10 protein-coding genes, 1 tRNA gene and 1 pseudogene are annotated in these 10986 nt (G+C 60.0%); 9 read left to right on the top strand and 3 right to left on the bottom strand.

The features are described from left to right. Positions 1-76: transfer RNA gene (locus tag QN399_RS23125), tRNA-Gly, on the top strand. Positions 77-206: 130 nt separating this feature from the next. Here the strand turns inward: QN399_RS23125 and QN399_RS23120 are convergent. Both QN399_RS23120 and QN399_RS23115 read right to left on the bottom strand, forming a co-directional pair. Then, positions 207-617: a PA2817 family protein gene (locus QN399_RS23120; RefSeq protein WP_219061650.1), complete on the bottom strand. Its 411-nt coding sequence runs from the start codon at positions 615-617 to the stop codon at positions 207-209. A 74-nt stretch (positions 618-691) separates the two neighbouring features. Further along, entirely contained in the window at positions 692-3139 is a 2448-nt protein-coding gene (locus QN399_RS23115) for an acyl-CoA dehydrogenase (protein ID WP_330201747.1), read from the bottom strand. Positions 3140-3226: 87 nt separating this feature from the next. On the opposite strand from QN399_RS23115, the pseudogene QN399_RS23110 reads away from it, so the two are divergent. From QN399_RS23110 to QN399_RS23095, 4 genes and pseudogenes are all read left to right on the top strand, one after another. Further along, positions 3227-3316, top strand: a pseudogene (locus tag QN399_RS23110) (cysteine protease); the annotation flags it as partial. An 83-nt stretch (positions 3317-3399) separates the two neighbouring features. Next, positions 3400-4023, top strand: a complete 624-nt coding sequence (locus tag QN399_RS23105; protein ID WP_330201746.1) for a glutathione S-transferase — start codon at positions 3400-3402, stop codon at positions 4021-4023. A 133-nt stretch (positions 4024-4156) separates the two neighbouring features. Further along, positions 4157-5089, top strand: coding sequence for an ABC transporter ATP-binding protein (locus QN399_RS23100; RefSeq protein WP_322180873.1), 933 nt, complete (start codon positions 4157-4159; stop codon positions 5087-5089). Beyond that, positions 5086-5877 carry an ABC transporter permease gene (locus tag QN399_RS23095; RefSeq protein WP_330201745.1) on the top strand — a complete coding sequence of 264 codons (792 nt, stop codon included), beginning with the start codon at positions 5086-5088 and terminating at the stop codon, positions 5875-5877. The genes QN399_RS23100 and QN399_RS23095 overlap by 4 nt, the downstream gene beginning before the upstream one ends. Before the next feature lie 77 nt (positions 5878-5954). Here the strand turns inward: QN399_RS23095 and QN399_RS23090 are convergent, their stop codons facing one another. After that, positions 5955-6470, bottom strand: a complete 516-nt coding sequence (locus QN399_RS23090) for a DUF2062 domain-containing protein (RefSeq protein WP_322180869.1) — start codon at positions 6468-6470, stop codon at positions 5955-5957. A 137-nt stretch (positions 6471-6607) separates the two neighbouring features. On the opposite strand from QN399_RS23090, the gene QN399_RS23085 reads away from it, so the two are divergent. The 4 genes from QN399_RS23085 to lpxK all read left to right on the top strand — a co-directional run bounded on the left by QN399_RS23085 (position 6608) and on the right by lpxK (position 10984). Continuing rightward, positions 6608-8824, top strand: coding sequence for a DNA internalization-related competence protein ComEC/Rec2 (locus QN399_RS23085; RefSeq protein WP_330201744.1), 2217 nt, complete (start codon positions 6608-6610; stop codon positions 8822-8824). Between the two features lie 83 nt (positions 8825-8907). Continuing rightward, the gene (locus QN399_RS23080) at positions 8908-9543 is read left to right on the top strand and encodes a MotA/TolQ/ExbB proton channel family protein (protein WP_322180865.1); all 636 of its coding nucleotides are present in this window, start codon (positions 8908-8910) and stop codon (positions 9541-9543) included. Further along, positions 9540-9971, top strand: coding sequence for a biopolymer transporter ExbD (locus tag QN399_RS23075; protein WP_323569283.1), 432 nt, complete (start codon positions 9540-9542; stop codon positions 9969-9971). The genes QN399_RS23080 and QN399_RS23075 overlap by 4 nt, the downstream gene beginning before the upstream one ends. Further along, entirely contained in the window at positions 9971-10984 is a 1014-nt protein-coding gene (gene lpxK, locus QN399_RS23070) for a tetraacyldisaccharide 4'-kinase (protein WP_330201743.1), read from the top strand. The genes QN399_RS23075 and lpxK overlap by 1 nt, the downstream gene beginning before the upstream one ends. The last annotated feature ends 2 nt before the right edge of the window (positions 10985-10986 follow it).

Here is a 10986-nt window from a genome sequence, read left to right as displayed (position 1 = left end):
GCGGGAATAGCTCAGTTGGTAGAGCACGACCTTGCCAAGGTCGGGGTCGCGAGTTCGAGTCTCGTTTCCCGCTCCATATACAAACAAAAACGCCGCTCATTGAGCGGCGTTTTTGTGTGTGCGCTTTTTGAGGTGGCCGCGGGAGCTGACGTGTAACTACGCGTCAGCTCATTGCGGGTGGGCACTCAGAGGTGAAGGCCGATCAATCAGTGCCTGCTGTCTTGTAGCGAGAGCGCCATCAGTTGTTTTTCCTGATTCCAGTCGAACGGTTCTTCATTCTGCTCGGCTTCGTAGCGGCGTTCTTCGAGTGCCTGATACAGGTCGATCTCATCATCGGGCATGAAGTGCAGGCAGTCGCCAGCGAAGAACCACAACAGGTCGCGCGGGACCAGGTGGGCAATTTGCGGGTAGCGCTGAATGACCTGGCAGAGCATTTCCTGGCCCAGGTATTGGCTTTCGATCGGGTCTTGCGGCAATAGCGCGACCAGTTCGTCGAAGCGCTCCATGAACAGCTCATGGCTTTCTTCGGGAACTTGTTCGGCCTCGCCAAGGGCGACCAGGATGCTGCGCAGGTGCGCGAGCAGGGCAAGTTGGTGGTCGAGCGTGGCGTCGGCCATGATGGAGTCCTCTAAAGCAAAAACGGGCGCACGAGTATAAAGCCCTGTGCGCCCGCTGTCTTACCTCTGGTCAACTAGCGAGTCTTGCCCTCGGCCAGCGTCAGTTCCTCTTTATCGAAATCATCGACATCGATCACTGCGCGCCGCGCCGCCTCTGCCACGCGTAGCGTTTGTGCTTCGGCCGGTAGCAGCACGCCGACGTTCAGGGCGGCATCGATAACGTGCTCACCTGCCGCCGGTTTCAGCTGACCGCTTTTCAGTGCGTGGTGCAGCTTTTGTTGTAGCGGTTGGCTGGCTTTCAGCAAGTCACTGGCGTGTTGCAGGGCGCCGACCGGATCATCTGTCGATTGCGGGCGATAGCAGCCAGCAAGCAGTTCTTCCAGGGTCGGATCTCCTTTGGCGCGACCAATCACTTCGGCGACCTCGGCATCCAGTGCATCCGATGGCCCGGTGTGCCGACGACCTAAGGGAAACACCACCACACGCAGCAGGCAACCCATTACCCGACTCGGGAAGTTGCTCAGCAGCTCATCCAGTGCGCGCTCGGACTCGCCAAGGCTTTCCTCCATGGCCCAGCGAAACAGGGGGCGCATGTGCTCGGGCGAATCGAGGTCGTGGTAACGCTTGAGCGCGGCAGAGGCCAGGTACAGATGGCTCAACACATCGCCGAGGCGGGCGGACAGCCGTTCCCGCCGTTTCAGCTCGCCGCCCAGGAGCATCATGCTCAAATCGGCCAGTAGGGCAAAAGCTGCGGCCTGGCGATTCAGTGCGCGGAAGTAACCCTGGCTCAGGCTGTCTCCCGGTACGGCCTCGAAACGTCCAAGGCCAAGGTTGAGAATGAAGGTACTGGCTGCGTTGCCGACCGCAAAACCGATGTGCTTGAGCAGCAGGCCATCGAACTCCACCAGCGCGCGTTCGTGATCCTCGCGGCCGGCCAGGGCCATTTCCTTGAGCACGAACGGATGGCAGCGAATCGCGCCCTGACCGAAGATCATCAGGTTGCGCGAAAGGATGTTGGCGCCTTCTACGGTGATGAAGATCGGCGCCCCCTGCCAGCTGCGGCCCAGGTAGTTGTTCGGGCCCATGATGATGCCCTTGCCACCGTGCACATCCATGGCGTGGCTGATGCATTCACGGCCACGTTCGGTCAGGTGATATTTCAGGATCGCCGACAACACCGAGGGTTTTTCCCCCAGGTCCACGGCGTTGGCGGTGAGCATCCGCGCGCTGTCCATCAGCCAGGCGTTGCCGCCGATCCGCGCCAGGGCTTCCTGGATACCTTCGAAAGCCGACAGCGGTACATTGAACTGTTCACGCACCTGCGCATATTGCCCGGTGACCAGGCTGGTGAACTTGGCTGCGCCAGTGCCGACCGCAGGCAGGGAGATTGAACGACCCACCGACAGGCAGTTCATCAGCATCATCCAGCCTTTGCCGAGCATGTCCTGACCACCGATCAGGAGGTCCAGGGGGATGAACACGTCTTTGCCGCTGTTGGGACCGTTCATGAACGCGGCGCCCAGTGGCAGGTGGCGCCGCCCGATTTCGACGCCAGGGGTATCGGTCGGGATCAGCGCCAGGCTGATGCCCAGGTCTTCCTTGTCGCCGAGCAAGTGCTCAGGATCGAATGCCTTGAACGCCAGACCCAGCAAGGTGGCGACCGGGCCGAGGGTGATGTAGCGTTTTTCCCAGTTCAGGCGCAGGCCGATGACTTCTTTGCCTTGCCATTGGCCTTTGCAGATCACCCCGGTGTCCGGCATGGCGCCGGCATCGGAGCCCGCCAGCGGGCCGGTCAGGGCGAAACACGGAATGTCGTCGCCGCGTGCCAAGCGTGGCAAGTAGTGATTGCGTTGTTCGTCCGTGCCGTAATGCAGCAGCAATTCGGCAGGGCCGAGGGAGTTGGGCACCATGACCGTGGATGCCAGGTCGCCGCTGCGGGTGGCCAGTTTCATCGCCACTTGGGAATGGGCGTAGGCCGAGAAACCTTTGCCGCCATATTCTTTGGGGATGATCAGGGCGAAGAAGCCGTGCTGCTTGATGTGTTCCCAGGCTTCAGGCGGCAAGTCCATTGACTGGCCGATCTGCCAGTCACTGACCATCGCGCACAGCTCTTCGGTAGGGCCGTCGAGGAACGCCTGCTCTTCTTCTGTGAGCTGGACTTTGGGGTAGGCCAGCAGCGTGTTCCAGGCGGGGCGACCGCTGAACAGTTCACCGTCCCACCAGACGGTGCCCGCGTCGATGGCGTCGCGCTCAGTCTGCGACATAGGTGGCAAGGTTTTCTTGAACCATGAGAACAACCGCGCAGTGAGGTACGTGCGGCGCAGATCTGGCAGGGCCAACGGCACTGCGACTGCCAGCCACAAGACCCAGAACACCACCAGCAGCCAACCCGGCGCGTGGCTGAAGGCGCCCATTGCCAGCAAAAAGACAGCGACCACACCCAAGGTGGGCAGGGGTGCGACGCGTCGGTGGGCCAGATAAGCAACCCCGACCACCAGAACCAGTATCCACAACAACAGCATAGGTAATCCTCCGTGACGACAGCGGCAAAAAATCCGCCATCAAGAGCTTAGTCGGCATCAGGTGAAGATGGCGACAACAGCGAGTGCATCGATAGTGACCACCCGGCCGTGGCGGAGTTCGCCGGGCATGAACGCGGTTTCAGCTCCAGCCCAGAGATCCAGGCGATCAATCTTTATAATAGATCGCTGGATTTAGAGGGGCGTGCTCAGATTAAACTGATGCACGATTGAGTCATCACGGGTTTGACAAGGGGAATGGCATGCTGAAAATCTGGGGGCGGAAAAACTCGTCCAACGTGCGCAAGGCGCTGTGGTGTGCAGAAGAGGTTGCGGTGCCGTATGAAGCCATTGATGCCGGTGGCGCATTTGGCATTGTCGATCAACCCGAATACCGGGCGATGAACCCCAATGGCCGGATCCCGGTTATTGAGGATGATGGTTTTGTACTCTGGGAATCCAACGCCATCGTGCGCTATCTCGCCGCTCGTTATGCGCCGGGCTCGGCCATGTACCCTGACAGCCTGACCGCGCGGGCGTCGGCGGACAAATGGATGGATTGGACCACCTCAACGTTTGCCGAACCCTTCAAGAGCGTATTTTGGGGCGTGTTGCGCACCCCGGCGGATCAGCAGGACTGGGTGCAGATCAACGGTGCGATCAAAACGTGTCAGGCGTTGCTGGCCGTCGTCGACGACGCGTTGGCCAAACAGCCTTACTTGTCCGGAGAAGCGTTGGGGATGGGCGATATTCCCTTGGGCAGCTTTATATATGCCTGGTTCGAGATGCCGATTGAACGGCCCGCGATGCACCATCTTCAAGCCTGGTATGAGCGCTTGAAAGCGCGGCCGGCCTATCGAAAAGCAGTGATGACCGCGTTGAGTTAATACTGACTATCAATACATGTCGCTGTACTTGCGCGGCGTTGCCAAGCACCATTGTCCGGTTGGCCGCAGTTGTTATTGACTGCGCTCGACCTTATTTAGTCTTCCTTCCCCCTTCTTGGTGCGTATTTCAGATATGAGTTCCGCTCTGTCCATCCGGCAGCTAACCAAAACCTACGGCAACGGTTTCCAGGCCCTGAGTGGTATCGATCTGGATGTCGCTGAAGGTGATTTCTTCGCATTGCTCGGCCCCAATGGCGCCGGCAAATCCACGACCATCGGCATCATCTCGACCCTGGTCAACAAAACCAGCGGTACAGTGAATATCTTTGGTCATGACCTGGATCGCGAGCCCGCAGCGCTCAAGCGGTGCATCGGCGTGGTGCCGCAGGAATTCAATTTCAACCAGTTCGAAAAGACGTTCGACATTGTGGTAACCCAAGCCGGGTACTACGGTATCCCGCCCAAAATCGCCAAAGAGCGGGCCGAGCAATACCTGACTCAACTGGGCTTGTGGGACAAACGCGACGTGCCATCGCGTGCGTTGTCCGGCGGCATGAAGCGCCGTCTGATGATCGCTCGGGCGTTGATCCACGAACCGCGCCTGTTGATTCTTGATGAGCCGACGGCGGGCGTGGACATCGAGCTGCGTCGCTCAATGTGGACGTTCCTCACCGAGCTGAACGAGAAAGGCATCACCATCATCCTCACCACGCACTACCTGGAAGAGGCTGAGCACCTGTGCCGTAATATCGGGATCATCGATCACGGCGTCATCGTCCAGAACATGGGCATGAAGCAACTGCTGAATACGCTGCACGTCGAGACGTTTTTGCTTGATCTGAGGGATGCGTATCAGGTGGCGCCGACCTTGATCGGTTACCCGGCGAAGCTGGTCGACAGCCACACCCTGGAAGTGCAAGTGGACAAGACCGTTGGCATCACCGCGCTGTTCGGTCAGTTGGCCGCGCAGAAAGTCGAAGTGCTGAGCCTGCGCAATAAAACCAATCGCCTTGAGGAGCTGTTCGTGTCTCTGGTGGAAAAAAACCTGGCGAAGGTGGCGGTATGAGTTCCAACCCTGGCTCCGAGCTGCGTCCCAACCTGATTGCCCTGCAAACCATCGTCTATCGCGAGATCCGTCGTTTCACCCGGATCTGGCCGCAAACGTTGCTGCCGCCAGCGATCACCATGGTGTTGTACTTCGTGATCTTCGGCAACCTGATCGGCCGGCAGATTGGCGACATGGGTGGCTTCACCTACATGCAGTACATCGTGCCGGGCCTGATCATGATGTCGGTGATCACCAACTCCTACGGCAACGTTGTGTCGAGTTTCTTCGGCGCCAAGTTTCAGCGTTCGATCGAAGAGTTGATGGTCTCGCCCGTTTCGCCTCACACCATTCTGATCGGCTACACCCTGGGGGGCGTACTGCGCGGTTTGGCGGTGGGCCTGATCGTGACCCTGTTGTCGATGTTCTTTACCGACCTGCAGGTCCATCACTTGGGGATCACGATAGTGGTGGTCGTGCTGACGGCAACGATTTTCTCGCTGCTGGGCTTCATCAACGCCGTCTTTGCGCGCAACTTCGACGATATCTCGATTATCCCGACCTTCGTCCTGACGCCGTTGACCTACCTGGGCGGGGTGTTTTACTCGATCAACCTGCTGCCGCCGTTCTGGCAGACAGTGTCCATGGCCAACCCGGTGCTGCACATGGTCAACGCCTTCCGTTACGGCATCCTGGGTGTGTCGGATATCCGCATCAGCATCGCCCTGACGTTCATGGTGGTGGCGACCGTTGTTTTGTACCTGGGTTGTGCGCGCCTGCTGATCAGCGGGCGCGGGATGCGTCAGTAGTCTTCCTCCGTACAGGCTGTGTACTCAACCTTGGGAGCGAATTTATTCGCCCCACGGTTTGCGTCAGCCTGACAGCTTCACTTCCTCTTCTCCCTCCGCAAACGCCACTGTCTGCTGACCCACCAGCGCCAATACAGCTGGGTCAGGCCGTATGCCAGTGTGCCAAATACGATGCCTGTCACTACCGAGCCCAGCAAGAAGGGCTGCCACAAGGTTGATAGCTGCCCGCTGATCCACTCCCAGGACAGTTCAGGCGGCAGGTGGCGTGGTGGCAATTGCATCAGCCAGGCACCGATCCGGTACGTGCAATAAAACACCGGAGGCATCGTGACTGGATTGGTCAGCCAGACCAGGCTGACGCCAATCGGCATATTGCCGCGCACGGCGATGGCCAGCATGGCCGCCAACAACATCTGCAAGGGAATGGGCATGAATGCCGCGAACAGCCCGATGCCCATCGCACGCGAGACAGAGTGGCGATTGAGGTGCCAGAGGTTCGGGTCATGCAGAAGACGACCGAGAAAGCGTAAGGATTTGTGTTCCCTGATGCGGGTCGGGTCAGGCATGTAGCGTTTGAATAGACGACGCGGCATAGGGGGTCTCGTCCCGGGTGTGTGGGTCAGTATGCCTAGATTCTGCCTGCATCAAATTCAGACTTTGTGACAATTAATAAAAGCGGGGTCTGGCAGGGTGCGCTAATCCAAGGGATGGACTTCTCAAGGACAGACTTATGCGCACAGGGATGGTGGCGCTCGCGCTGGGTCTTTTGGCTATTCGTTTCATGCCGGCATTGCCACCGTTTTGGCTGTTGCTGTTGACGCCCGTCTTGGCGCTGATGCTGTTGCCGTTTCGAAGTTATCCGCTGGCGTTTTTTCTGTTCGGCTTCAGTTGGGCGTGTGTGTCGGCGCAATGGGCGCTGGATGATCGCCTGCTGCCTCGACTCGACGGCCAAACGCTATGGGTGCAAGGCAAGGTGGTCGGCTTGCCGCAGTCGAGCGACGGCGTGGTGCGCTTTCAACTCGACGGTGCGCAATCACGTCGTGCCCGGTTGCCTGAACATATGCGTCTGGCGTGGTACGGCGGCTCCGAGGTGCGCAGCGGCGAGCACTGGCGGCTGGCGGTCAAGCTCAAACGTCCGGCGGGCCTGGTTAATCCTGATTCATTCGACTACGAAGCCTGGTTGTTGGCGCAGCGCATTGGCGCGACCGGTACCGTGGCGGATGGGCAATTGCTCGCGCCTGCGCGTTCAGCCTGGCGCGATGCGGTGCGTCAGCGGTTGCTGGCAGTCGATGCACAAGGACGTCAAGGCGGGCTGGCAGCGCTGGTGCTGGGCGACGATTCAGGGCTGACGCCGGCTGATTGGCAAGTGCTGCAGGACACCGGCACTGTGCATCTGCTGGTGATCTCGGGCCAGCACATCGGGTTACTGGCCGGGTTGATTTACGCGCTGGTCGCCGGGCTGGCGCGTTGGGGGCTGTGGCCGCGCCGTTTGCCGTGGTTGCCCTGTGCGTGTGGCCTGGCGTTTGCCGCAGCGCTCGGTTACGGCTTGCTGGCTGGTTTTGAAGTGCCGGTGCGCCGAGCCTGCACGATGATCGGTATGGTCCTGCTCTGGCGTCTGCGCTTCCGTCACCTGGGTGTGTGGTGGCCCTTGTTGTTGTCACTCAACGCGGTACTGGTCGTCGAACCGCTGGTCAGTTTGCAACCCGGTTTTTGGTTGTCCTTTGCCGCCGTCGCGATCCTGATTCTGGTATTCAGTGGTCGTCTGGGCGCCTGGAGCTGGCTGCAAAGCTGGACCCGTGCGCAATGGTTGATCGCCATCGGGTTGCTCCCGGTAGTGCTCGCGTTGAACCTGCCGGTCAGTCTCAGCGGGCCATTGGCCAATTTGCTCGCGGTGCCATGGATCAGCGTCGTCGTGTTGCCGCTGGCGCTGCTCGGCACCGTGTTATTGCCGGTGCCCGGTATTGGCGAGGGTTTGCTGTGGCTGGCTGGAGGTCTGCTGGGGTGGCTGTTTCAGGGGTTGGCGTGGGTCGCTGGGTGGGTCCCGGCCTGGATCGGCAGTGCGGTGCCGTGGTGGGCGTGGTGGCTGAGCATGCTTGGCGGCGTCTTGTTGCTGCTGCCCAAGGGCGTGCCATTGCGTCTGTTGGGCTGGCCGCTGTTGCTGCTGTGCGTGTTCCCGCCAGTGAAGAGCGTGCCCTATGGTCAGGCCGAGGTGATGCAGCTGGATGTGGGGCAGGGCCTGGCGATTGTGTTGCGGACGCGCCAGCACACGCTGCTGTATGACGCAGGCCCGCGCTTCGGTGATTTCGATATTGGCCAGCGCGTGGTGCTGCCGTCGATACGCAAGACCGGCGTACGCCAGCTCGATTTGATGTTGATCAGTCATGCGCATGCCGACCATGCGGGTGGGGCGCAGGCCGTCTATAAAAGCTTGCCTGTTGCCCGCGTACTGGCTGGCGAGGTAGCCAAGTTGCCGCCACTCTTGCAGGCTCAGTCCTGTCAGAACGGTGAGCAATGGCAGTGGGATGGTGTGCATTTCTCGACCTGGCGTTGGAAACACGCGACAGAGAGTAACGAGGCTTCCTGCGTACTGCGGGTCGAGGCCAATGGTGAGCGTTTGTTGTTGACTGGCGATATTGAAGCCGGAGCCGAACGTGCCGTGCTCGGCAGCGGGTTCGATGTTCGCGCGCATTGGTTGCAGGCGCCGCATCATGGGAGCCGCAGTTCCTCATCCACGGCGTTTCTCAAGGCGGTGGCGCCTGAAGGAGTATTGATCTCCCGTGGACGCAACAATGCATTCGGGCACCCGCACCCGCAGGTAATGGCGCGCTATGCAGCCTTGGCCGTGCAGTCTTATGACAGCGCCGAACTGGGCGCGATTCGTCTGCAACTGGGGGTATTCGGTGAGGCGCAAGGAGAGCGTGCCCGACGGCGCTTCTGGCGCGATTGATCAGGGCGGTTATTCATCGCGGGGTTCGGCGTGCGGGCGGCCCTATGGTAGAGTGACGCCACTTTTTTCAAGGGGTCGTCACTGTGTGGGAACTGGTCAAGTCAGGCGGTTGGATGATGCTGCCAATCATTCTGAGTTCCATCGCTGCTGTCGCGATCATTATCGAGCGGCTCTGGACGTTGCGTGCCAGCCGCATCACCCCGCCGCATTTGCTCGGTCAGGTGTGGCGCTGGATCAAAGACAAGCAACTTAATAGCGACAAGCTCAAAGAGCTGCGCGCCGACTCACCGCTGGGCGAGATTCTCGCGGCGGGTCTGGCGAACTCCAAACATGGTCGCGAGATCATGAAAGAGTGCATCGAAGAGGCTGCGGCGCGGGTCATTCATGAACTCGAGCGTTACCTGAGTGCCTTGGGCACCATTGCTGCCATGGCGCCGTTGCTCGGTTTGCTGGGGACGGTGCTGGGCATGATCGATATCTTTGGTTCGTTCGTGAACTCAGGCATGACCACCAATGCGGCGATACTGGCCGGCGGTATATCCAAAGCGCTGATCTGTACCGCTTCCGGCCTGATGGTCGGTATTCCTGCCATCTTTTTCCACCGGTTCCTGCAAAGTCGGGTCGATGAACTGGTGGTGGGCATGGAGCAGGAAGCGATCAAGCTGGTCGAAGTGGTGCAGGGCGACCGTGACGTCGATCTGACCGAGGGTAAAGCGTGAAATTCCGCCGCCGTAAACCGCGGGAGATCATCGACATCAACCTCGTGTCGTTGATCGACGTGGTGTTTATCCTGCTGCTGTTCTTCGTTGTCACCACCACGTTTACCCGTGAGACCCAGTTGCGCGTCGAATTGCCGCAAGCGGTCACCGGCACTCCGGAAGCCGATTCAGAACTTAAACACCTGGACATCGCAATCAGTGCCGATGGCGTCTATTCGTTGAACAACCGGTTGCTGCCCAAGAATGATCTGCCAACGCTGATCGACGCGCTGCAGAAGGAGTCGGCTGGTGATACAACACTGCCGCTCTCGATCAGCGCCGACGGCAAAACCCCTCACCAAGCCGTTATCACCGCGATGGATGCAGCGGGCAAGCTGGGTTTCAGCCACCTGCGCATGACCACCGTCGAGGCGCCAACGGCTAACTGATGGCGCTGACCGACCGTTTACTTAATGCTTGGTATACCGGCCATCCTGCACTTGGTCTGTTACGCCCGCTGGAATGGGTGTACCGGCGAGTGGTGCAGAAAAAACGGGCGCGCTTCCTGGCCGGTGAAGGCGACATCTATAAGGCGTCGGTCCCGGTGCTGGTGGTGGGTAACGTCACGGTGGGCGGTACCGGCAAAACGCCGATGATCCTGTGGTTGATCGAGCATTGTCGCAACCAGGGTCTGCGGGTCGGGGTGGTCAGCCGTGGGTACGGCGCTACACCGCCGAGTTTCCCGTGGCGGGTCCGTGTCGGGCAAAGTGCCAGTGAGGCCGGTGACGAACCGTTGTTGATCGTGCAGCGCAGCGGCGTAGCCCTGATGATCGACCCGGACCGCAGTCGTGCCGTGCGTGCCTTGCTCGATGCCGAGCCGCTGGACCTGATCCTGAGCGACGATGGCCTGCAACATTATCGTCTGGCCCGGGATCTTGAACTGGTGTTGATCGATGCCGTTCGCGGCCTGGGTAATCGCCGCTGCCTGCCCGCAGGCCCCTTGCGCGAACCGATGGAGCGCCTGAACAGCGTCGATGCGGTGCTTTATAACGGCGCCGCCAGCGACCGCGAGGACGGTTTCGCATTCGTTCTCAAGCCCACCGCCCTGGTCAACCTGCGTAGCGGCAAGCGTCTGCCGCTGGATCACTTTCCGGTCGGACAAGCGCTGCATGCGGTGGCAGGAATTGGCAATCCACAACGTTTCTTCAACACCCTCGAAGGGCTACACTGGCAGCCTGTTCCCCACGCGTTCGCCGATCATGCAGTCTACAGCGCGCAGGCGTTGACGTTCACACCGTCGTTGCCGCTGATCATGACCGAGAAGGATGCCGTGAAGTGCCGGACCTTTGCCGCTGACGATTGGTGGTATCTGGCTGTGGATGCGCAGCCTTCAGCCGCCTTCGTCAGTTGGTTCGATTCGCAGTTGTTACGCCTGTTGCCCATTTCGCCACTTTCTCCGTAAAT

Origin of the sequence: Pseudomonas sp. 10C3 (assembly GCF_036346185.1) — a bacterium.
Classification (GTDB): Bacteria; Pseudomonadota; Gammaproteobacteria; order Pseudomonadales; family Pseudomonadaceae; genus Aquipseudomonas.
Note: the sequence above shows the minus strand (reverse complement) of the source record. Positions and strands in the feature narration are given on the sequence as shown.

What these genes read in the sequence shown, in the direction of transcription:
- QN399_RS23120 (WP_219061650.1), bottom strand. Translation starts at nt 617, where the DNA reads ATGGCCGACGCCACGCTCGACCACCAACTTGCCCTGCTCGCGCACCTG.
- QN399_RS23105 (WP_330201746.1), top strand. Translation starts at nt 3,400, where the DNA reads ATGCTGAAAATCTGGGGGCGGAAAAACTCGTCCAACGTGCGCAAGGCG.
- QN399_RS23085 (WP_330201744.1), top strand. Translation starts at nt 6,608, where the DNA reads ATGCGCACAGGGATGGTGGCGCTCGCGCTGGGTCTTTTGGCTATTCGT.
- lpxK (WP_330201743.1), top strand. Translation starts at nt 9,971, where the DNA reads ATGGCGCTGACCGACCGTTTACTTAATGCTTGGTATACCGGCCATCCT.
- QN399_RS23100 (WP_322180873.1), top strand. Translation starts at nt 4,157, where the DNA reads ATGAGTTCCGCTCTGTCCATCCGGCAGCTAACCAAAACCTACGGCAAC.
- QN399_RS23115 (WP_330201747.1), bottom strand. Translation starts at nt 3,139, where the DNA reads ATGCTGTTGTTGTGGATACTGGTTCTGGTGGTCGGGGTTGCTTATCTG.
- QN399_RS23090 (WP_322180869.1), bottom strand. Translation starts at nt 6,470, where the DNA reads ATGCCGCGTCGTCTATTCAAACGCTACATGCCTGACCCGACCCGCATC.
- QN399_RS23095 (WP_330201745.1), top strand. Translation starts at nt 5,086, where the DNA reads ATGAGTTCCAACCCTGGCTCCGAGCTGCGTCCCAACCTGATTGCCCTG.